Source organism: Microvirga ossetica (assembly GCF_002741015.1).
GTDB classification, from domain to species: Bacteria; Pseudomonadota; Alphaproteobacteria; order Rhizobiales; family Beijerinckiaceae; genus Microvirga; species Microvirga ossetica.
Genome location: NZ_CP016616.1, coordinates 5245139 through 5266953, shown reverse-complemented (window position 1 = coordinate 5266953; position 21815 = coordinate 5245139). Strand labels below are relative to the sequence as shown.

Annotated in this window: 19 protein-coding genes and 1 pseudogene; 11 read left to right on the top strand and 9 right to left on the bottom strand. The window is 63.4% G+C overall.

Annotated elements, in window-relative coordinates:
- Window positions 1–4 precede the first annotated feature (4 nt).
- The 5 genes from manD to BB934_RS25115 form a co-directional block, all read right to left on the bottom strand.
- Window positions 5–1213 carry a D-mannonate dehydratase ManD gene (gene manD, locus BB934_RS25135; protein WP_099512123.1) on the bottom strand — a complete coding sequence of 403 codons (1209 nt, stop codon included), beginning with the start codon at window positions 1211–1213 and terminating at the stop codon, window positions 5–7.
- 4 nt (window positions 1214–1217) lie between these two features.
- Window positions 1218–2918 carry an ABC transporter ATP-binding protein gene (locus BB934_RS25130; RefSeq protein ID WP_099512122.1) on the bottom strand — a complete coding sequence of 567 codons (1701 nt, stop codon included), beginning with the start codon at window positions 2916–2918 and terminating at the stop codon, window positions 1218–1220.
- The gene (locus tag BB934_RS25125; RefSeq protein WP_099512121.1) at window positions 2915–4066 is read right to left on the bottom strand and encodes an ABC transporter permease; all 1152 of its coding nucleotides are present in this window, start codon (window positions 4064–4066) and stop codon (window positions 2915–2917) included. Before BB934_RS25125 ends, BB934_RS25130 begins: the two co-directional genes overlap by 4 nt.
- A complete protein-coding gene (locus BB934_RS25120; RefSeq protein WP_099512120.1) occupies window positions 4063–5049 on the bottom strand; it encodes an ABC transporter permease in 987 nt (328 codons plus the stop codon). Before BB934_RS25120 ends, BB934_RS25125 begins: the two co-directional genes overlap by 4 nt.
- Window positions 5050–5124: 75 nt before the next feature.
- Window positions 5125–7065 carry an ABC transporter substrate-binding protein gene (locus tag BB934_RS25115; protein WP_099512119.1) on the bottom strand — a complete coding sequence of 647 codons (1941 nt, stop codon included), beginning with the start codon at window positions 7063–7065 and terminating at the stop codon, window positions 5125–5127.
- A 169-nt stretch (window positions 7066–7234) separates the two neighbouring features.
- Between BB934_RS25115 and BB934_RS25110 the strand changes: the two genes are divergently transcribed.
- Window positions 7235–7939 (top strand): GntR family transcriptional regulator, encoded by a 705-nt coding sequence (locus tag BB934_RS25110; protein WP_099512118.1) that lies wholly within the window; start codon window positions 7235–7237, stop codon window positions 7937–7939.
- Window positions 7940–7963: 24 nt separating this feature from the next.
- Here BB934_RS25110 and BB934_RS25105 read toward each other — a convergent pair whose 3' ends face one another.
- Both BB934_RS25105 and BB934_RS25100 read right to left on the bottom strand, forming a co-directional pair.
- The gene (locus tag BB934_RS25105; protein ID WP_099512117.1) at window positions 7964–8848 is read right to left on the bottom strand and encodes an alpha/beta hydrolase; all 885 of its coding nucleotides are present in this window, start codon (window positions 8846–8848) and stop codon (window positions 7964–7966) included.
- An 89-nt stretch (window positions 8849–8937) separates the two neighbouring features.
- Entirely contained in the window at window positions 8938–10881 is a 1944-nt protein-coding gene (locus BB934_RS25100) for an adenylate/guanylate cyclase domain-containing protein (RefSeq protein ID WP_099512116.1), read from the bottom strand.
- 72 nt (window positions 10882–10953) lie between these two features.
- Between BB934_RS25100 and BB934_RS50995 the strand changes: the two genes are divergently transcribed.
- The 7 genes and pseudogenes from BB934_RS50995 (at window position 10954) to BB934_RS25065 (ending at window position 16174) form a co-directional block, all read left to right on the top strand.
- Window positions 10954–11136 (top strand): alkyl sulfatase C-terminal domain-containing protein, encoded by a 183-nt coding sequence (locus tag BB934_RS50995; RefSeq protein WP_099512115.1) that lies wholly within the window; start codon window positions 10954–10956, stop codon window positions 11134–11136.
- 190 nt (window positions 11137–11326) lie between these two features.
- Complete coding sequence (locus BB934_RS25090; protein WP_099512114.1) at window positions 11327–12187, top strand: hypothetical protein; 861 nt, start codon at window positions 11327–11329, stop codon at window positions 12185–12187.
- A gap of 94 nt (window positions 12188–12281) precedes the next feature.
- Complete coding sequence (locus BB934_RS25085; protein WP_099512113.1) at window positions 12282–13103, top strand: lytic murein transglycosylase; 822 nt, start codon at window positions 12282–12284, stop codon at window positions 13101–13103.
- A gap of 158 nt (window positions 13104–13261) precedes the next feature.
- Entirely contained in the window at window positions 13262–14104 is an 843-nt protein-coding gene (locus tag BB934_RS25080) for an adenylate/guanylate cyclase domain-containing protein (protein ID WP_335645593.1), read from the top strand.
- Window positions 14104–14232 (top strand): annotated as a pseudogene (locus BB934_RS25075) (class C beta-lactamase); the annotation flags it as partial. The gene BB934_RS25080 and the pseudogene BB934_RS25075, both read left to right, overlap by 1 nt.
- 92 nt (window positions 14233–14324) lie before the next feature.
- A complete protein-coding gene (locus BB934_RS25070) occupies window positions 14325–15179 on the top strand; it encodes an alpha/beta fold hydrolase (RefSeq protein WP_099512112.1) in 855 nt (284 codons plus the stop codon).
- Window positions 15176–16174: an ornithine cyclodeaminase family protein gene (locus BB934_RS25065; protein WP_099512111.1), complete on the top strand. Its 999-nt coding sequence runs from the start codon at window positions 15176–15178 to the stop codon at window positions 16172–16174. Before BB934_RS25070 ends, BB934_RS25065 begins: the two co-directional genes overlap by 4 nt.
- Before the next feature lie 86 nt (window positions 16175–16260).
- On the opposite strand, the gene BB934_RS25060 is transcribed toward BB934_RS25065, so the two are convergent.
- Entirely contained in the window at window positions 16261–16746 is a 486-nt protein-coding gene (locus BB934_RS25060; RefSeq protein WP_237050093.1) for an Lrp/AsnC family transcriptional regulator, read from the bottom strand.
- 107 nt (window positions 16747–16853) lie between these two features.
- Here BB934_RS25060 and BB934_RS25055 point away from each other — a divergent pair, with 107 nt between their 5' ends.
- From BB934_RS25055 to BB934_RS25045, 3 genes are read left to right on the top strand one after another with little or no spacing between them, the layout of a single operon-like run.
- Window positions 16854–18062, top strand: coding sequence for a diaminopropionate ammonia-lyase (locus BB934_RS25055; RefSeq protein WP_099512109.1), 1209 nt, complete (start codon window positions 16854–16856; stop codon window positions 18060–18062).
- Complete coding sequence (locus BB934_RS25050; protein ID WP_099512108.1) at window positions 18059–19294, top strand: Zn-dependent hydrolase; 1236 nt, start codon at window positions 18059–18061, stop codon at window positions 19292–19294. Before BB934_RS25055 ends, BB934_RS25050 begins: the two co-directional genes overlap by 4 nt.
- 10 nt (window positions 19295–19304) lie before the next feature.
- The gene (locus BB934_RS25045) at window positions 19305–20465 is read left to right on the top strand and encodes a M20 aminoacylase family protein (protein WP_162299190.1); all 1161 of its coding nucleotides are present in this window, start codon (window positions 19305–19307) and stop codon (window positions 20463–20465) included.
- 6 nt (window positions 20466–20471) lie between these two features.
- Here BB934_RS25045 and BB934_RS25040 read toward each other — a convergent pair whose 3' ends face one another.
- Complete coding sequence (locus BB934_RS25040; protein WP_099512107.1) at window positions 20472–21662, bottom strand: amidohydrolase family protein; 1191 nt, start codon at window positions 21660–21662, stop codon at window positions 20472–20474.
- Window positions 21663–21815 lie beyond the last annotated feature (153 nt).

Sequence of the window (21815 nt, the reverse complement as noted above, 5' to 3'; positions counted from 1 at the left end):
CTGATTACCAATGCCACAGCGTGCCGTCTTCGAGACGGTTCACCGGCAGATAAGCGCGCTGATAGGGATATTTCTCCGCAAGCTTCTCATCGATCTCAACACCATGACCGACGGCCTCGCCCGGGTGCAGATAACCGTCCGAAAGGCTCCATGCACCCGGGAAGACTTCAAGGATCTGCGGCAGATAGCCGGAATACTCCTGGATGCCGAAATTGGGGACCCACAAATCGAGGTGAAGATTGGCACCGAGGCAGATCGGCGACATGTCCATCGCGCCATGGCATGCGGTGCGGACATTGTAGACGGAAGCGAAATCCATGATGCGTCGGAGCGCCGTCACGCCGCCGGCATGGACCGTCGTCATGCGGATGTAGTCGATGAGCTGCTCCTCCATGAGAAGCCGCGCGTCCCAGATGGTGTTGAACACCTCGCCGACGGCCAGCGGCGTCGTGGTGTGCTTGCGGATGAGCCGGAAACCTTCCTGGTGCTCTGCGGCCACAGCGTCTTCCAGCCAGAACAGCCGTGCGAATTCCAGATCCTTGCCGAGACGGGCGGCCTCGATCGGCGTCAGGCGGTGATGCGTATCGTGCAGGAGCTCGAGGTCCCAGCCATGCGCCTCCCGCACGGCCTTGAAGAGTTCAGGCACATAGCGCAGATATTTCGATGTCGACCAGGTCTCTTCATGCGGGAGAGCATCGTCGAACGCGTTGTTGGTCACCGATTTGGCGCCCGTGCCGTAAACATCCGGAAGCCCGGGGATGCCGACCTGGACGCGGATGGCCTTATAGCCCTGCTCCTTGCGCTTGCCGACCGCTTCGATCGCCTCGGCGATATCGCGGCCTTGGGCGTGGGTATAGCACAGCACCTTCTCGCGACTCGCGCCGCCCAGAAGCTGATAGAGCGGCATATTGGCAGCCTTAGCCTTGATGTCCCAAAGTGCCGTATCGATGCCGGCGATCGCCGCCATGGTGACAGGGCCGCGGCGCCAATAGGCGCCCTTGTAGAAATACTGCCAGATGTCCTCGATGCGGCTCGGATCGCGGCCGATCAGGAACGGGACGAGGTGGTCCTGAAGATAGGCGACGACGGCCTTCTCGCGGCCATTCAGGGTCGCATCGCCGACCCCTGTCAGCCCCTCATCGGTAAAGATCTTGACTGTGACGAAATTGCGCCCCGGCGAGCAGACTATGATTTTGACATCGGTGATTTTCATCGGTCTATCCGTTGGCTGGGACCACGCGGCTGGCATCGTACCGGAACCGGTTGTGCATGCGCCGATTGCGCGGATCGGGATGGGGAATGGCGGAGAGCAGCGCACGGGTGTAGTCGTGGGCCGGATTGTTGATGACCTGATCGGTATCGCCCGTCTCGACGATCTTGCCGCGATACATGACGGCGACCCGGTCGCACATGTAGCGGATCACCGACATGTCGTGCGAGATGAAGACATAGGAGAGGCCGAGCTCGTCCTGGAGTTTCATCATGAGGTCGAGCATCTGCGAGCGCAGCGAAACGTCGAGCGCCGAGGTGGCCTCGTCGGCAATGATGAGACGCGGGTTGATCGCGATTGCACGGGCGATGCCGATGCGCTGCCGCTGACCGCCGGAAAACGCGTGGGGATAGCGCTCCCGCCAGGCAGGCTCGAGGCCGACCTGCAGCATCAGCTCCGCGACGCGGTCGTCGAGCTCCCTGCCCCGCATGCCGGCCAGCTTCAGCGGCTCGGCAATGATCTGGCCGACATTCTTGCGCGGGCTGAGCGAGCCGACCGGATCCTGGAAGATCATCCGGACCTCACGGCGGACCTTCTGCAGCGATGCCTTGTCAGCCGTGCGGATATCGACCATCTGGCCGTCCGGCCGGCGATAGCGGATTGCGCCGGCCTGCGGGTCATAGATCCGCAGCAGGCATCGTCCCATCGTCGTCTTGCCCGATCCGGATTCGCCGACGACCCCGAGCGTCTCGCCGGGATATACGGTAAGAGACACGTCGTCGACGGCCTTGAGGCCGGAGGGAAAGGTCAGGGAGAGGTTCTTCACGTCGAGAAGCGGCGGCGTCCCGGCAGGGATTCCGGGTCGCTCCGCCCGGGCCTCCGCCTTCTTCTCCAGCTTGACGACGGAACCGATCAGCCGGCGCGTATAATCGTCCTGCGGTGCGTGGAAGATCTGCTCGACTGGACCTCTCTCCATCACCTTCCCGCGATACATGACCAGCACGTCGTCGGCGATCTCGGCGACGATGCCCATGTCGTGGGTAATGAAGAGCACGGCCATGCCGTGGCTCTGCTGCAGCTTCCGAATGAGGTCGAGGATCTCGGCCTGCGTCGTCACGTCGAGCGCGGTCGTCGGTTCGTCGGCGATCAGAACGGACGGTTTGCAGGCGAGCGCCATCGCGATCATCACACGCTGGCGCATGCCGCCCGAGAATTCGAAAGTATAACGGTCGATGGCCGATTCCGGGCGCGGGATCTCCACTTGCCGCAGAAGTTCCAAAACCCGTTCGCGCTGCTCATGCTTCGGCGTTCCGAAATGGATGCGCAGGGTCTCACCAATCTGGGTGCCGATGCGATGAACCGGCGACAGGGAGCTCATCGGCTCCTGGAAGATCATTGCGATCTCCTTGCCGCGCACGCTACGGATTTCCCTGCCGCGCGGGTCGAGCCTGGCGAGGTCGGTGGTGAAGCCATCGGCCCGCGTCAGAAGGATCGAGCCGCCCTCGATACGCCCGGGCTTGTCGACGATCTGCAGGATCGATCGGGCCGTCACCGATTTCCCGGAGCCGGATTCACCGACGACACAGAGCGTCTGGCCCCGTTTCAGCTCGAAGGAGACGCCGTCGACGGCCTTGAAGTCGCCGGTGCGGGTCGGAAACGAGGTTCTGAGGTCGCTGACCTTTAGGATCGTGCCGTTGGTGGCGCTCATGACACCGACTCATAGGGATCAGCGGCATCGCGGAGACCGTCGCCGAGGAAGTTGAGAGAAAGAACCGAAATAACGATGGCGGCAGCCGGGGTGAAAAGAAGCCACGGCGCCTGGGCAACGGCGCGAATGTTCTGCGCCTCTTGCAGAAGGACACCCCAGGAGATGATCGGCGGCTGCAGACCGATTCCGAGGAAGGACAGCGCGGTCTCGGCCAGGATCATCGACGGGATCGCAAGCGTCAGGGTCGCGATGATATGGCTCGTGAAGGACGGCACCAGGTGGTGGAAGATGATGCCGATCTCGCTCATGCCGTCGAGGCGGGCGGCGGTCACGAAATCCTCGTTTCTCAGGGAGAGGAACTTGCCGCGCACTTCCCGCGCCAGGCTGGTCCAGCCGATCAGGGATACGATCAGCGTGATGACGAAATAAGTGCGAAGCGGCGGCCATCCGACCGGGATGGCCGCTGCGAAGCCCATCCAGAGAGGAATGGTAGGGATCGAGCGCAGCAGCTCGATGAGACGCTGGATGCCGAGATCGATCCAGCCGCCGAAAAAGCCGGAAATGCCGCCGATGGTCACGCCGAGGATCAGGCTCATGAAGACGCCCACGAGCCCGATGGACAGCGAGACCTGCGCCCCATGCACGACCCGCGAGAAGATGTCCCGGCCGAGGCGGTCGGCACCGAAGATATACATGCTGTCGCCCGGCTTAGGGTTGGTGAGACCGAACAGCTTGGTCTGCATCGGGATGAAGCCAAGCAGATAATAGGGCTGGGCCGGCACGAAGAAGGAGACAGAAAGTGGTTTCGTTGGGTCGGAAGTGAATTCCCGGCGCATCGACTCGGTGTTCAGTGTCATCTTCAGCTGGTCGACGTGCGGCTGGAACGAGCCGGCCAGCATAAGCGAGAGAGCCTGCGGCGGCGCATAGGTGAACCGCGAATTGGTCGCATTGGGATCGTAGGGCGCGATGAAATCGGCGAGAGCCGCGACAAGATACATGAACACGATCACGAAGAGGCTGACGAGCGCGACCTTGTGCTTCTTGAACTTGAGCCAGAACAGGCGCCACTGGCCGGCAACGGCCATGTCCTTGCTGCGCAGATCGAGCGAAGGTCCCGTTTCGGGCGGAAGGCTTACGATATCTGTCATTGGAGCCTGATCCGCGGATCGGTGATGGCGAGCAGGATGTCCGAGATCAGCGTTCCGATGATGGTAAGCACGGAGATCAGCAGGATCAGCGAGCCGGCGAGATACATATCCTGCGCAAGCAGCGCACGGAGCAGCAGCGGCCCGGTCGTCGGCAGGCTCATGACGACCGAAACGATGATCTCGCCGGAGATGACCGCCGGCAAAATCCAGCCGAGGGTCGAGATCAGCGGATTGAGCGCAAGACGTACGGGATAGCGAAGCAGGAGCTCGAACTCGGACATGCCTTTCGCGCGCGCGGTGGTGACATAGGGTTTCGAAAGTTCGTCGAGCAGGTTGGCGCGCATGATGCGCACCAGCGCGGCAAGCGATCCGAGGCCGATCACGACCACCGGAAGCCAGACATGCTGAGCGAAATCGAGGAGCTTACCAAGGCTCCAGGGCGCATCGACATAATCCGGCGAGAAAAGCCCGCCGACGCTCTGCCCGAACCATGCCGACATGAGGTACATGGCCGAGAGCGCCATCAGGAAGTCGGGCACGGCAAGGAAGAAGAAGGCGAGGAAGGTCGCCGTGTAATCGGAAATCGAATACTGGCGTACCGCGGAAAGGATGCCGATCGGAATGGCAATCGCCCAGACGAAGCAGAGCGTCAGGACCGAAAGCAGCAGCGAGAATCCAAGGCGGTTCCAGATGAGTTCCGTCACCGGCTTTCCGAGCTCGAAGGAGATCCCGAAATCGCCGCGCGTGAGAATGCCGGCGATCCACTTGTAATACTGGAAATAGATCGGCTGATCGAGACCATAGCGCTCGCGCATGGCCGCGACCGTGCCCGCCTCCACCGCCCCGCCCTGGCTCGCCCAATCGGCCATCAGGGTCGTCAGGTAATCGCCCGGAGGCAATTGGATGATGATGAAGGCGATGATCGAGACCGCGAACAATGTCGGGATCGCGAAGATCATTCGCTTGACGATGAAGCGGAGCATGAACCTGGCCGTTCGATGGAAACGGAATGGCATCCGGTGGCGGCAATCCTGCCGCCACCAGCGCCGAGAGGAGGCTTACTTCGTCGGCTTGTCGAAGTACCATTGGGTCAGCGTCGGGGCGGGATGCCAGAGGTTTCCGGTGATCGGGATGCCGTTGACGACGTTCTTCAGGTTGTTAGAGGTCATCATGTATTTCGGCATGGGACGCGAAATGCCGATGTTCAGGAAGTTGTCGGCCGACAGATTGAGGAAATCCTTCATCTTCTGGCGACGATCGTCGTCCGTCACGGCGGCATTGACCTTGTCATAGGCGGCCATCAGCGCCTTGACCGATTCCGGCGGCTCTTCGCCCGTGGAGCGGTTCGAATACCATTCGCTCCACTTCATCGCAAAGAAGATGTCGGCCTTCTGGAACGGCATATAGCAGCGCGGATCCGTGTACACCTCGGAAAGCCCGCCGACGCAGTTCCAGATATAGGCGTCCTGCTCGTTCGCATACCACATCGTGTTGAGACGCGCGCGGTCGGTGGTGCGCAGCTGGATGTCGATGCCGACATCCTTGGCATATTTCTGCACCATCTGCACGACATCCGGGTAGGACAGGCCGAAGACGTCCGCCACCATGAAGTTGATGGTGAAACGCTTGCCGGCCTCGTCGAGACGGAATCCTTCCGCATCCTTCTTCGGCATGATCTTGTCGAGCATCTCGGCCGAACGCTTCGGATCGAACTCCGTGTATTGCTTCGCCTGACGCTCGTTGAAAAGCTCATGCTCGGGCTGGACGGCCACCTGCGCCGGAGCGCCCTGCCCCACATAGACAAGATCGATAATCTCCTGACGGTTGATCGCATGACTGAGCGCGATCCGGAAATCCTTGTTCTGGAAGATCTTACGCTTGACCGGATCGGTGGAGTTCAGGTTGAGCTGGATGACGGCGTCGTTCGCGGGCAGATCCTTGACGTCGACGAAACGGTAATTGCCGGTCTTCTGGCCGTCGAAGAGCACCGACTTGAACGTCGCGTTGTTGATATGGCGGAAGGCGAAATCGAACTCGCCCGATGTCATCTTAAGCGCCATGAGCTGCGGGTCGTCGAGCTTTGCCCAGGTAATGCCGTCGATATAGGGGAGCTGGTTTCCGGCCGTGTCCACCTTCCAGTAATAGGGATTGCGGGTAGCGACCACGCGCTCGCTGTCGGCATAGGGAACCGTGAGGACCCAAGGATTGAGGGTCGGCAATTGCAGGTTCTGCCAGAACGGCGGCTGGAAGGTCAGCGAGATCTTCGAGTTGAACAGCGCTACCCAGTCACCGGCGGCCGGATTGGCCTTCAGCAAGGCCGGAATGCCCTCCTTGTTATACTTCTCGTGGAACTGGCTGAGATAGTGCTTCGGGTAGATGACCGGCAGGTGGCCCTGGCCGTATGCGAGCTGCTGCAGGAAGAGGCCGTAGGGGGATTCGAATTTGAACTCGACCGTCTGGTCGTCGATCTTGGTGACCTTGACGGGCTTGCCGGCGACCGTGAAGGTCGGGTTCTTGGCAGGCGAAAGCGCGTTGTTCATGAACACGTCTTCGTACCAGAACATGATGTCGTCGACCGTGAAGGGCTGGCCGTCGCTCCATTTCAGACCCTTGCGCAGCTTGAACGTGTAGGTCGTTGCATCCTCGGAGGCCTTGAATTCCTCGGCGAGCGACGGCCCCACCTTCTTCCACTGCGGATCCCAGCGCACAAGCAGCTCGTTGGCGATCGTGCGGGTGAGGTTGTACTGGTCGCCATTGGCAAGAATCGTCGTGCGCAGCGTGCCGCCATACTTGCCGACGCCATCGATCATGGTTTCGACATAGGGTTTTTCCGGGAGGCGGGTCGCGACGGCGGGCAGCTTGCCGGCCTTCACCTGCTCGTCGAGCATCGGCGCCTGCTTGTAGTCAGCGGCCCAGGCCGGACACATCGCCCCCAGGAGCACGGTGCTTAGAAGGCCCGTCGACATGACGAGACCGGGCAGCTTCTGCTGATAGCCCATATTGCTTCCTCCTCTTGGCCGGCTTTTTTGCCGGTTTCCTCCCGAGCGAGGCCCTTTCGGATCTCGCAGCGGAAGGCTTTCAAATCGTACATTATTTGTCAATCTGAATGTACGACCGGAGAGGTTTTACTCTTGGCAACCCGGCAGAAAGTGCATAAAAATCAGCCTCATGAGAATGATTGCCAACATCCGAAGGCCCCCGCCCGAGCGTGAGGACCTCGGCGACGACAGCGAGGCCTCCATCTACGAGCGGCTGCGCGACGACATCATCCATGGGCGCGTCAAGCCGAACGAGCGCCTGAAGGTCGCCGAGCTCGCGAGCCGGATGGGCACATCCACCAATCCCGTGCGGGAGGCTCTGCAGCAATTGCGCGGCGAAGGCTTCGTCCTCATGACTCCCAACCGCGGCGCCAGGGTTCGCCCCATAGACGAGGAGTTCGTGCGGGACATCTGCGAGATCGAGGTGCTGATCGAGCCCGCCCTCACCCGCTGGTTCGTCGGCATTGTCACCAAGGCCGATATCGAGGAGCTGGAACGCATCCAGGCGGAGATCGAAGCGCTGAACTTCGCTGACCAGATGAAGCATTCCAATCTCGACCTGCAGTTTCACCGCCTGATGTACGACCGCCACTACAATCGCCATGCGGTCGATCTGTGGGTGCGCCATCGCCAGATCCTCTGGGCCATCAGCCGCCGCTTTCCGACCTCGCTCAGCCGGCAGTCGAACGTGCTGGAGGAGCACCGGGAGCTGATCGCCTGCATCAAGGCGCAGGATGCCGAGGGTGCGGCTCAGGCGATCGCGAAGCATGTGAGCGGTTCCGGCCGCCATATCACCGAGCATATGCGCCTCGCCCGTTTGGCATCGCAGACGTGACGGCTCAGTGCCGAATTCAGAATGTCACAGATACTGGCGCATGAAGATGCTGGCCTTGGCAATCGCCTGACGTCCAGGTTCCAGATGCGCGTTCCATAGCGGCCAGGCGTGAATCATATAGGGCCAGACCTCGAGGGTGACGGCCACATCGGCAGCTCCCAGAGCGCCGGCCAGCCGCACGGAATCCGCGAGCAGGGTTTCATCCGAGCCGACCTGGATCAGGGTCGGCGGCAGGCCGCTGAGATCGGCATAGAGCGGCGAGACGCGCGGATCCTTTCGGTCCATGTCGACGGGCAGATAGGCATCGGCCAGTTCATGGAGATAGCCGCCATGAATGAGAGGATCGACGCTGTCCTTCGATGCGAGAGTTGTGCCGGACATGGTCAGGTCCGTCCAGGGCGTCAGCAGCCACAGGCAGGCGGGCAATTCCTCCTGCGCCTTCTGAAGCTGCCCCATCAGGGCAAGGGTCAATCCTCCACCCGCGCTGTCGCCGCCAACCGCGATTTGCTTTGCAGCAATTCCCTGCTCCCTCAGAAAGCGCCAGGCGCTCAGAGCGTCTTCCAGTGCGGCGGGAAAGGGATGCTCCGGTGCCAGCCGATAATTCAGGGCCAGTGTTCTTACGCCAGCCGCTCGGCCTGCTTCCGTCACGAGGCGGCGATGGCTGCGGACCGACCCTGAGCAATAGCCTCCGCCATGAAAGTACATGAGGACGCGCGACGGGTCGCTTCCGGGAGCGAGAGACCATTCGCCCGCGACACCGTCCGCATCCACAGGCTCAAGCGCGATATCGTCGGCAACAGGCCAGACCGATCCTACCTCGTCGATGCGCTCGCGCCGCTCCGCCCATCCGACGGGCCGCGGCTTGGAACCCAGCAGGGCTCGGATGTCCTCAATCTCGCTCCGGTCCATGAGGTTGCCTCAATACGTCTGACAGGGCATTGATCGGAAAGGAGTAGAACCGGCCTTCCGCCCCGAAATATGGCAGGCCTGGCGCATAGTCAGCCAGCTTTTATCGAGCCGCATGTCCCCTCGCCCTCACGGTCCAATTGACCCAGCAACTCGTAGATGCGGATCGACGTCGCGAAGCCCTTCGGCGTGAGCGTGTCGATAGGCCGGAATGCGAAGCGGTCGGCAACCTGCCGACGTATTGCATCGCTGACCATGATCTCGGTTCCGTAATCCTTATTGAGCGGCTCCAGTCGCGCTGCCAGGTTCACGGTCGCGCCAAGAACCGTATAAGCCATCCGGTCGTCCGATCCGATAGTGCCGACGACCGCCTCACCGGTGTGAAGTCCGTACCGCGTCCGGTAGGCCGGCCACCCTTCTCTTTCGAATTCGATGTTCAGCCTTCGGTTGGCCTCCCGGCAGGCCAGCACCGCGCTGCAGGCATGGGCGACATGATCCGAATCGTCCGAGGGCGCATTCCAGATCGCCATGATCGCATCGCCGACGAATTTGTCGACCGTCCCGCCATGTTCCGTGATCGCCGCCGACAGCACAGCCAGATATCGCGAGGTGCGGATCATCACCTGCTCGGGGTCCGCCTTCTCGGTGATGTTGGTGAAACCGGCGATGTCCGTGAACAGGATCGTGACCTCGCGACGTGAACCGCCCAGCCGGAGGGCATCACCCGTGGCGACGAGCTGCTGCACCAGCCGCTTGGGCACGAAGCTCGCGAATGTCCGCACCACGGTCCGCATGGTCGCGACGGATTGCCCGAGATCGTCGATCTCCCGGATCACCGAACGGACCTCCACAGGCGGTCCGGCCGTGTCGAAGCGTTGGATCCGGTCGGTCTCCCGCGCGAGTGCCTTCATGGACCGCGACAGCACCGAGCCGATCCACCAGACGGCAGGCAAAGCGGCGAGAACGAAACCGAGCGCCAGCAGAACCATCCGACGCCGTCCGGCCTCGATCTCGGCGAAGAAATCATCGAGCGGCGCCATGACGGCGAGCCGGAGACCGGAAACACCCGCAGTTCTGATCGAGCGGAAGGCGGCCACATAGGTCCGGCCGTCTTTGGTGTCGAAGATCTGCTGCGCCGAACCGCCTTGCCGCCAGGCGGCCAGAGGCCGAGCGATGTCGACGCTCACGAGTTGATCGAGGCGCGGCAGGTCGAGCGCGGCGTCTGGCGCGCTGGCTTTGAGGAGATCTGACATTCCCGGATGAGCGACAATCCGGCCATTGTCGTCGAAGAGAAAAACGACGCCCGAGGTGCCGAGCCGCTGGGAGCGCAGGAAGGCATCCGTCTCTGTGAGAAGGATGTCGCCGGCGGCGATCCCGCCTCGTCCCTGCGTGAACGGGGCCCTGACCGTATACCCGATGAGCGCGGCGACCTTGAACACGTAAGGATCGGTGATCGCGCTGGCGCCCGGCTGAAAGGCTCCGCGGTACCAGGGCCTCTCGCGCGGATCGTAATCGGCCGCTCGCTGTTCGCGCGCGAGAACCGTCATGTCATGGGATAGGTAATAGGTAAACCGCTGCCTCTCGGTCCCGCCCGGCGGCGTCTCGACGACCGAGAGCCGGAACTCGGCCTCTGGCGGCGCGCGGAGTTCCCGGCGTAAGGCCGACCCGGCGCGGTCGAGGCCATCGAGCTCGATGAAGCCGCCGTCGCCATAGCCGACATAGAGGTTGTAAAGCTGCCCATGCCGGCGCAGAAGAGCTGCGAGGATGGTATAAAGCGGCGGATTGTCGAGGATCGCGCCGGTTTCGACGGGCGGAAGCTGCCGCAGCACCTCGAGAATGTCGAGCACGTCCTTGAACTGCCCGTCCACCCGGTCCGCCGTATGGTCGGCGACGCGGTCGATGAAGGCCAAGGCCGCCGTGCGCGTGATGGAGCGCGCCCGGTCGAAACTCAGAAAGACAAGCGCCAGACCGACTGACAGCACGACGCCCACGAACAGCGCGGTGATGGAGAGCTGATAACCGAACCGAACGCGCATGCCGTCCTCATCGGGCCTTTCAGCCCTTAAGCCTCCGCCAGCTTGTTGCGGACTGCCTAGCGAATCAAGGCGATGCCGCTGGGGACACTGTTCGACCATATCGGAGTTCGGCTCAATGACGGTCCGACGTCCGGGAAGTCTCTCGTGCCGAATGTCATTTTCGCCGATCTCAACAAGCAACATGACTTTGCAGTCGAAAACGGCACGCTCAATGATTCGACCGAGTCCGCAGCCAATAGCGGCGCAAGATCCTGATCATATTCCTAGACATGATACATATTCTCTCACTTCGATCAGCATCGTGACGCAGAAGCCCAGGCGCAGCAATGCTAGACGGGATCGCGCAAATGCCCCGGCGGACAAGGTCGTTGCCGACCTTCACGTTTCCGGAACGGTTGTCACCGTATAGAATAGGCTTGTCGATGCCCTCGAGCCGGAGGCGGCGATGGTCAGCTTAACCGCCAGACTTCTCGGGCTGTCCGGATGCCTGCTGCTGCTCGCCCCTCTCCCCGTCAAGGCGGATCCCTTCTTCGTCCGGGTCTATGGCCGGACCTACAAGGTCGATCCGCGCTATCCCTCCGACGAACCAAAGGGGCCGAAGCCGCAGGAGGCCATGAAGGCCCTGCCCTCCGATCTTGGTAAAGGCCCCGGCTTCCGACCGTCCCACGAGGAGGTCTTGGCCGAGGTCGAAGAACGGGTCTGGATCGCCCGCAACCAGCTCGACGACGCTCTGGACCGGGCCGTGGCCCGCGGACGCGGCACCGGCGGCGATGCGAAAGCGGTCCGCCAGGAGATCACGGGCTCGCTCGCCACCGGAGCGGCGCAGAATCGTTCGCCGGAATTGCAGACGCTCTACGATCGCCACAGGGCCTTGAACCTCCTCGTGCGCGAATTGCGGCAATCCATGGACCTGCCGATGAGGACACCCGATTCAGGCTTTTCGCGGCCGAAGCTTTCGCCGGAGATCGAGGCCAGCTACCGCAGCCTGAATTTCGATCCCCTGGAGGCCTATTACGGCTTCAGGCGCGTCAAGGCGGCCTTCCGGTCCGGCGACATGGAGCTTCTCGCCGGGGTCGCCCAATATCCGCTGACCATTACCGGCAAGGTCAGGCGGACCGTCCGGAGCCCGGCCCAGCTTGCGGCGGTAAAGGAGGCGCTTCTCGATCCCAAGGTTCGGGACGCCGTGGCCAAGTCCACCTTCGAGACGCTTTTTGTCCGTGACAAGGGCATGATGCTGGGCGACGGACAGGTCTGGATCACCCGCGATAAGGCCGGTTTCGGTCTGGGCGCCGTCGACCGCGAATGACAAACCTTGGCCCGAACACTGGTCCCGCCAAGCCTCGCCGCTAGTTTTCCCGTCAATCGATTGCGTAGCGTATAGCACAGGAAAGGAATTTCGGATGGCAAGGGGCAGGCAGTTCAAGAGCGTCGCCATTGCAGCCGCGGCAGCATTCTCGGGAATGGTTGGTACGGCGGCCGCGGCACAATGCGGCAATTCGGCGGCAGGATTCGAGGCCTGGAAAGACCAGTTTGCCGTCGAGGCAAGGGCTAACGGTGTTAGCCCGACAGGCGTGGCGGCTCTCAAAGGCGCGACCTATGCCTCGGCCACGATCGCGGCCGACCGGGGGCAGAAGAGCTTCCGCCTGTCGCTCGATCAGTTTCTCGCCAAGCGCGGCGGTCCAGTCATCGTCTCACGCGGCCGGGCGCTGAAGCAATCCGAAGCGGCCTTGTTCAATTCCATCGAGCAGCGCTACGGCGTGCCGCCAGGACCGCTCATCGCCATCTGGGGCATGGAAACGGCCTTCGGCCGGCAGCGGGGAAATCAGAACACCCTGTCGTCGATAGCAACCCTCGCCTACGATTGCCGCCGGTCTGAATTCTTCACCGATCAGCTCTATGCCACCCTGACCCTGATCGACCGCGGCGTTCTCACGGCGAGCACCCGCGGTTCCATGCACGGGGAAATCGGCCAGACGCAGTTCATGCCGAAGAGCATCCTGAACTATGGCACCGGCGGCAGCTTGGATGTTGCTGCCAATGCCCTGATGTCGACTGCCAATTTCCTCAAGGCCCATGGCTGGCGTGCAGGCGCGGGCTATCAGCCCGGTGAACCCAACTTCGCTGCCATCCAGGCCTGGAACGCGGCATCCGTCTATCAGCGGGCGATCGCGCAGATCGGCCAGCAGATCGACAGCGGAGGAAGTACATCGGCGAGACGCTGACAGCGTCCTAGCGACTCGCGAGGAGACGGAGGCAAGTGCCGGCTCTCTCGGCGGCCGGGTGGGCATCGGCTTCCGTGATCTTCCCACCCCACCGAAATAAAGGAACACAAGCGCGGCGGCTTATGGGCTCCGGCAGTTTTCGCGGTATCATGCCGGCCATGACCGAGAAGCTGAAACGGCGGCTGACCACCGTGCTGTGCGCCGATGTCGAGGGCTATTCGCGCCTGATGGAGGCGGACGAGGTCGGCACGCTGGCGACCCTGCGCCGCTATCGCGACGCTATGACCGCTTTGGTCGAGCGCCACGACGGGCGGATCGTGAACACCTGGGGCGATGCCGTCATCGCCGAATTCCCGAGCGTGGTCGAGGCCGTCCAGTGCGCGGTCGAGACTCAGCGAGAACTCTCAGGCCAGGACCCGCACCTGCCGGAGGCGCAGCGCATGCGCTTTCGCATCGGAATCAACCTGGGCGACGTGATGGTCGACGGCGCCGATATCTATGGCGACGGCGTCAATGTCGCCGCAAGGCTTCAGGAACTGGCCGAGCCCGGCGGAATCCTGATTTCGGGGCCGGTCTACGATCAGGTCCGCAACAAACTCACCGTCGGCTTCGACTATCTCGGCGAACGGCAAGTGAAGAACGTCGCCTCTCGCGTATCGAGCTATCGGGTGACTCTCGGAGACATGCCGGCGGGCCAAGTCAACGCCAAGAGCGATGGTGAGCATGTCCCGGGAGCCGGCAGCGCAGTCGGGACGTTACCGCTACGCGATAGAACCGCGCCTACGACATCGGCGCAGAGCATCTCCCGCCGCTTGACGGGTCTGCCCCGCCCTCTTCGCGCCGCCATCGTGATCTGCGTGTTCCTGTTTCTCATCAACCTCTTCAGCGGCTTCCACGAGATCTGGTTCCATTGGCCTGCCATCTCCATCCTGTTCATCGTCCTGCTGTGGCTGGGACTGAGGCGCAACCCGGAGGAGCGGAGGCGGACCGGTCGCCGCTGATTCCCGCCAAGGATATCGGCGTCGTGATGCTGGCGAACAGGAACTATCCCGTGCCGGCACGGGTGAAAGCCGCATACCGCATCTTGATGGGGCTGGACGGCCTTTCCGGCGCGGCGGACGCCGATTGAGATAATCCTCCTTTCTGCGCCTCCATCGCCACTTGCAGCGTCGCCGTTTCGTGTAAGCTACGCTCCCGTTCAACAGCAGAGGACTCGTCCGCATGACCAACCGGCTGATCGCGGCCCGCGACCGCTTCGCCGCCTCCCATCCCGAGCAGCGGATCGCGATCGGCGGTCGCGAATGGGGCTATGTCAGGGTGGGAGATGCCGGACCGGCCTTGCTGCTCATTCCCGGAACGCTCGGCCGCGGCGACATCTTCTGGCAGCAGATCGAAGCGCTGCGAGATCGCGCTCGCATCTTCGCCCTCACCTATCCCGGGAGCGGCGGCATCGCCGAATGGGCGGCCGACCTCGCGGAGCTGTGCGGAAGATTGGGCCTCGACCGAGCTACAGTTCTCGGCTCGTCTCTGGGAGGATACTTGGCGCAGTATTTCGCCGCAGCCTATCCGCACATTGCCGAACGGCTCATCGCCGCCAACACGCTGCATTCCACTGCCGATATCGCAACCCGCCCACCCTATTCCTCCGACCTCGACAACGCACCTATCGACGAATTGCGGACAGGCTTCGGGCGTGGCCTTGGCCTTTGGCGTGAGAGCCATCCCGAACAGGGAGAACTGGTTGACCTGCTGATGGCGGAGGTCGCCGGGCGGATCCCGGAGCCGGAATTGCGGACGCGGCTGAACGCGCTGAAGCATGCGCCTGAGCTGCCGCCGCTCGAGCTGCCTCGGAACCGGATTGCGACGGTCGAATCGGCCGACGATCCTCTCATCCCGGAGCCCGTGCGCAGCGCCGTGCGTGCACGGTTGAGCCCCTTTTCCGCCTATCGCTTCGAATGGGGCGGACACTTTCCCTATGTCACGCGGCCGGGTCTCTATCTGTCGCTGCTGGAAGAACAACTTGGCCTGCCCGTCACGGGCGAAGGCTGGGGCCGAGAGGAGCTGCGTACGCGATGATTGTTCTGTCCGACCGAGATGTTCTCTCGCTGCTGCCGATGGCTGACGCCATCGAGGTCGTCGCCAACGCGATGGTTGCGGTCTCCGCAGGCGCAGCCAACCTACCGCTCAGATCGGTGGTGGATGTCGGCGCGCCGAACATGATGGGCGTGATGCCCGGTGCGCTCATGCCGGGCAACGGCCGGATCGAAGCATGCTTCGGTGTGAAGCTGGTGAGTCTGTTCCCCAACAATCCGGATGCCGGCTACTCGTCCCATCAGGGGGCCATCGTGCTGTTCGAGCCGGAGCATGGCTCGGCAATCGCCATGATGAATGCCGGACTGCTGACTGCCATTCGCACGGCTGCCGCCAGCGCCGTGGCGACGCGCTCGCTCGCCCGGCCGGACTGCCGTACACTCGCCATAGTCGGGGCGGGCGAGCAGGCCGAGCATCATCTCGAGGGCATGCTGTGCGTGCGGCCGTCCCTGCGGGAGCTGCGCGTGGTCGGACGGCGGCGCGAGAAGGCCGAAGCCTTCGCCTCCCACGCCGCGCAGCATCATCCCAGCCTCGCCGTCAGCGTTTTCGACGACGTCCGCAGCGCCGTCGTCGGCGCCGATCTTATCTGCACCGTCACGTCATCCGCCGAACCGGTGCTGATGGGCGAATGGGTGGCTCCGGGCACTCATCTGAACGTGGTCGGCGCCTCGATCCCCTCGAAGCGCGAGATCGACGAGGAGACGGTCGCCCGCTCGCGCCTCTATGTCGATTATCGCCCCTCCACCTTCGCGCAGGCCGGCGAGGTCATCCGCGCTCTTGAGAGCGGACGCATCGAACGCGGCCACGTGCTGGCCGAGATCGGCGAGGTGCTCGCCGGAAAGGCAGCCGGCCGTGGCACGCCTGACGAGATCACGCTCTACCGCTCCCTCGGCATTGCCGCCCAGGACCTCGCCTGCGCAAGCCATTGTCTGCGCGAGGCAAAGGCCCGCAACCTCGGCATCGAGGCATCGCTAACCTGACGTGACACTGCATCTGGAGGTTCATGAAGGCCTACGTTGGCCGAGCGGATCAGAGCTCGGGTTTCGGCTGCAGACACGCGTCTTGGTCATCGTGGCAGAGGAACCGCCAACCCCACCTTGACCCGGTCCATGGCGACGAAAGTGCGGAAGCGCTTCACGTTGTTGTTCCCGAAGAACAGGCGTCGCGTGAGCGCTTCGTAGGCTGTCATCGTCGGCACCACGACCACCAGAACGAAATCGGCCTCGCCGGTGACGTAGTAGCACTGCTGCACCTCCGGAACCGAGGCGAATTCCCGTTTGGCGGCGTCGATCAACTCCGCCGTCTCGCTGATCACCTCGACCTCGACGAAGATCGTAATCGGTTGCCCGACCAGGGCCGGATCGATAACGGCAACATTGGCCTGGATGATCCCCGCCTCCTCCATCCGGCGAATACGACGCTGCACGGCCGGGGCCGACAGGTTGACGGCCTCGCCGATTACCCGCTGCGGGGTCGAGTTATCCCGCTGAAGGATGTTCAGGATCGCCACGTCGAAGCTATCGAGCGTGATCGAGGACGAAGACTTGGACACGGCAGCCCCTACCGACACGAAAAAATCTTGCATTCGGCTGGCCTAAATTGAGCGCACTTCTCGGATCATGTGCAATATCTTCTCGCGTTCAGGCAAAAAGGACGGTGATGTATCTTCCCAATAAGCATCTCTTCTATCGCAATCCCCTCGACCCGATTGATGCCGAGACCCTGGGCGTGAAGGCGGCTGAAGAGGTCGAGCGCCACTTCACCTATCGCGACAACCATGCGCCGACGCCGCTGCATGCTCTCCCCGCCCTTGCCGCCGAAATCGGCGTGGGCGCGATTCACATCAAGGACGAAGGCTTCCGGCTCGGCCTCGGCAGCTTCAAGGCCTTAGGCGGGTCCTACGCGGTCATCCGGCTCGTGCTGGAGGAAGCCGGTCGCCAGCTCGGGCGGCCGGTCGATGTCGCCGAGCTGCACGCGCCCGAGATTCAAGCCATCGCCGCCGGCATGACAGTCGCCTGCGCCACGGATGGCAATCACGGACGCTCGGTGGCTCAAGGTGCGCAGCTGGTCGGCGCCCGGGCGACCATCTTCGTGCATTCCGGCGTCAGCGACCAGCGCGTGTCGGCCATCGCCCGCTTCGGTGCGCAGATGATCCGGGTCGAGGGCACCTATGACGATTCGGTCGCCGAGGCGGCCCGAATCGCAGCCCGGAACGGCTGGACAGTGGTCTCCGACACGTCCTGGCCCGGCTACGAGCGCATTCCCGGCTTGGTCATGCAGGGCTATACCGCCATGGTGCGCGAAGCCCTGCGCCAGCTTCCCGCAACGCCGACCCACGTGTTCGTGCAAGCAGGCGTCGGCGGCGTCGCGGCTGCGGTCGCGGGACACCTCGCGCTCGTGCTCGGCGACCGGCGGCCGACCTTCGTCGTGGTCGAGCCGGCACGGGCGGCTTGCCTCTATGAGACCGCACGCGCGGGGCATCCGGTCAAGATTTCACATGTCGAGCCGACCGTCATGGCGATGCTCGAATGCTATGAGCCTTCGCTGGTCGCCTGGCGGGTGCTGTCGCGCGTTGCCGATGCTTTCATGACAGTCGACGAGGACGAGGCAGTCGCCGTGATGAACCGCCTTGCTCGGCCGATAGGAAGCGATCCGGCCATCGTGGCGGGCGAGAGCGGGGGTGTGGGCCTTGCCGGCCTCATCCGCGCCGCGGCTGATCCTTATATCCGGGTGGCACTCGATCTCAACGAAGCGTCCCGCGTCTTCGTCATCAACACGGAAGGCGCCACAGATCCGGAGCGTTACGTGGAACTGGTCGGAATGACGCCCGGTGCCGTGGCGACCCATGCAGAAGGCGCGGATGCATGACCACGCTCTCGATCGACGCGGAGCGTCTGCTGGGCCGCCTCCGGATACTCGGGCAGATCGGTCGCGACGGGAACGGCAAATTGGCCCGGCTCGCCGGCTCCGATGCTGACAAAGCCGGACGCGACGCTCTCGCTTCGTGGCTTCGCGACACGGGCTTGGAGGTCGCCATCGACCGGATCGGCAACATCTTCGGGATCTGGCAGGATGAAGCGAATGCGGAGAAGTCCCCTGTCCTTCTTGGCTCGCACATCGATACCGTCATCGATGCCGGCATCTATGACGGATGCTACGGCGTGATCGCGGGGCTGGAGGCGATCGCGACCCTGAAGGCAGCCGGGTACGTTCCTGCCCGACCCATCGCAGTCGCCGCCTTCACCAACGAGGAAGGCGTGCGCTACGCACCAGACATGATGGGCTCGCTCGTCTATGCCGGCGGGCTCTCCGTCGAGGAGGCGCTGGCGACAATCGGCACCGATGGCACCGTTCTCGGCGCGGAGCTGGAACGGATCGGCTATGCCGGCTCCTTGGAGCCGGGCTTCTTGAAGCCGCATACTTACATCGAGCTGCATATCGAGCAGGGACCCGTGCTCGAGCGCGAGGGCGTGCCCATCGGCGCCGTGGAGAACCTCCAAGGCATCTCCTGGCAGCGCATCACCATCGACGGGGATGCCAACCACGCCGGCACGACGCCGATGTCGATGCGCCGGGACGCCGGCCACGCCGCTGCACGCGTAGTCACTTTCCTGCAGGACCGGGCCAGGAACGCGAACGCGCCGACCGTTGCGACGGTGGGCTGCATGAGCTTCGAGCCGAACGCGATCAACGTCATTCCCTCCCGCGCCATTTTCACGGTCGATCTTCGCGATCCCGACGAGGGACGCCTCCAGGCCGAGGAAGCTGCCCTTGCCACGTATCTGAACGAGCTGGCGGCTGCCGAGAAGGTCAAAATCTCGGTCGAGCGGCTGGCACGGTTCGAGCCGGTAACCTTCGACAGAAATATCGTGAGGCTGGTGGAGGATGCCGCCCGGGAGCGCGAGCTGGCCTCGAAGCGGATGACATCGGGCGCGGGCCACGACGCACAGATGATCGCCAGGATCGCACCCTCCGCAATGATCTTCGTGCCGAGCATCGGCGGCATCAGCCATAACCCGCGCGAACGCACGGCGGATGCCGATCTCGTCGCGGGAACCAATATCCTGCTCGATGTCGTCACTCGCCTAGCAGCCCAGTAAGGAGAGCTTCATGGCCATGGATCTGAGTGCCCTCGACCGAGAAATGACTGCTTGGCGGCGCGATCTGCACGCCCAACCTGAGTTCGGATTCGAGGAGAAGCGCACGAGCGCCTTCGTCGCCGCCAAACTGCGGGAGTTCGGCCTCGACGAGGTTGCCGAGGGCGTGGGCGGCACGGGCGTCGTCGGCACGCTCAAACGCGGCAGCGCCAATCGGGCAATCGCGCTCCGGGCGGATATGGATGCCCTGCGCATCACCGAGCAGGGCACGCAGAGCTATCGTTCGCAGAATCCCGGCACGATGCACGCCTGCGGGCATGACGGCCACACGGCCATGCTGCTCGGGGCCGCAAAGCTGCTCGCCGAGGAAGCCGGATTCGACGGCACGGTGCGCTTCGTCTTCCAGCCCGCCGAGGAATGGGGCAAAGGTGCGCTCGCCATGCTGGCCGACGGGCTGCTGGAGCGATTCCCGTTCGAGGAGATCTATGGCCTTCACAACATGCCGGGCCTGCCCGTTGGGCACTTCCAGACCCGCGTCGGGCCGATCATGTCGGCGGAGGACAATTTCGAGATCGTCTTGAGAGGCGTCGGCGGCCATGCGGCCCGACCGCACTCGGGCAACGAGGTGCTCGTCGCCGCCTGCGCGACGGTGATGAATCTCCAGACCATCGTCTCGCGTCGCCTGAGCCCGACCGATATCGGCGTCGTCTCAGTGACGGAGTTGATCACCGACGGCACGCGCAATGCCTTGCCTGGGCTCGCGCGCATTCTTGGCGACGCCCGCAGCTTCCGGCCCGAGGTCAGCGCGGAGATCGAGAAGCAGATGCGCATCGTCGCCGAGGGCACGGCCCTGACCTACAACGTCGCCACGGAGGTGACCTACACACGGGAGTTCGTGCCGCTTCTGAACGATGCCGCCTTGGTGGAAGAAGCCTTTGCGGCCGCCCGAACCGTGTTCGAACCCGACCACGTGTCAACCGCCTGCGAGCCGATGACTGGCTCGGAGGATTTTGCCCAATTCCTCGAGCTTGTGCCCGGCTGCTTCGTGTTCGTCGGCAACGGCAAGGATTCGGCGCCGCTGCACAATCCGTCCTACGACTTCAACGATGACGGGCTGCTCCATGGAGCGCGCTTCCATGCGGCCGTCATCCGACAGCGCCTGCCGCTGGTTTAAGTGGCATCAGGGCGCCTCGGCCAAGGCGACGCCGTCGCGCGCGATGACCTTTCCGCCCTTCAGCACCGCTTTGCGCGGGCGGCGGCTGACGACGGCTTCTGCCAGCGTCTCACCGTCGAGCAGAACGAGATCCGCCCGATTGCCCGGTTGCAGGCCATAGTCCTCGAGGCCCATCATCCGCGCGCCGCCATAGGTGCAGGTGTCCAGCGCCAGCGCGACCTCATCGTCTCGCCGCAGGTTGTTGCGCAGGCCGACGAGGAAAGCGCGCTCCAACATGTCCGGATTGTTGTAAGGCCCCCAGGTGTCGCGTACCCCGTCGGAGCCGGCAGCGACAACGATGCCGGCCTCAACGAGACGCTTGACGGCAGGCGCCGGCCTGGAGGCGGGCGCCGTCGTCAGGATATGGATCCGCGCCTCCACCAAGGCATCGATCAGCGCCGCAACATAATCCTGATCGGTCATGCCGAGGCAGAAGGCGTGGCTGATGGTGACCTCTCCCTGCAGGCCCAGAGCCTTCGTGCGCTCGACGATCAGCTCCATGGAGAAAGCTCCCAGCTCCGCCGGCTCGTGGAGATGGATATCGACCGGAACGCCATAGCGCTCCGCGAGATCGAACACGACGTCGAGATGCCCCTTCGGATCGCGATCGATCGCGGATGGGTCGAGCCCGCCCACAACTTGCGCGCCGAGCTGAAGTGCCTTCTCCATCAGTTCGACGGTGCCGGGCCGGACGAGCATGCCGCTCTGCGGAAAGGCGACGAGCTCGATATCGACAATGTCCCGATAGCGCTCCCGCGTTTCGAGGACGCCCTCGATGCCTGCGACGCCGACTTCCGTGTCCACGTCCACATGGGTCCGGATATGCGTCGTGCCGAGGGAGGCGGCGAGCACGGCCTGTCGGGCGGATTGACGGGCCGGGTCGATCCCGAGCACCCGCCGCTGCATCCGCTCGTTCTCGATCTTGTCGATGAGACGCGGGCCGACCTCGTTGCGATACCAGCCCATGCCGAGGAGCGTCTTGTCCATATGCGTATGGGCTTCGACGAGACCGGGGATCAGAATGCCGCCGCCGCCGTCCAAGGCCTCCGCGCCGTCCTCGACCTCCTGGCCATAGCCGGCAATGCGCCCTTCGCGGATTGTCACCGAGGTCGTCTCGCCACCCATCGGGCGTACGTTGCGGATCACAAGACTATGCATCGATGCTCTCGCTTTTCAGGCCTCATCCGGCGCGGCCGCTCGATGAGGGATTGCCGCTCCGCAAAATTTGTATACATTTATGCATACATCGTGCCAGTAAAATCTGCCCTTCCTGACCAATGAGTTTTGTGGAACATAGTTCGTCCCCCGAGT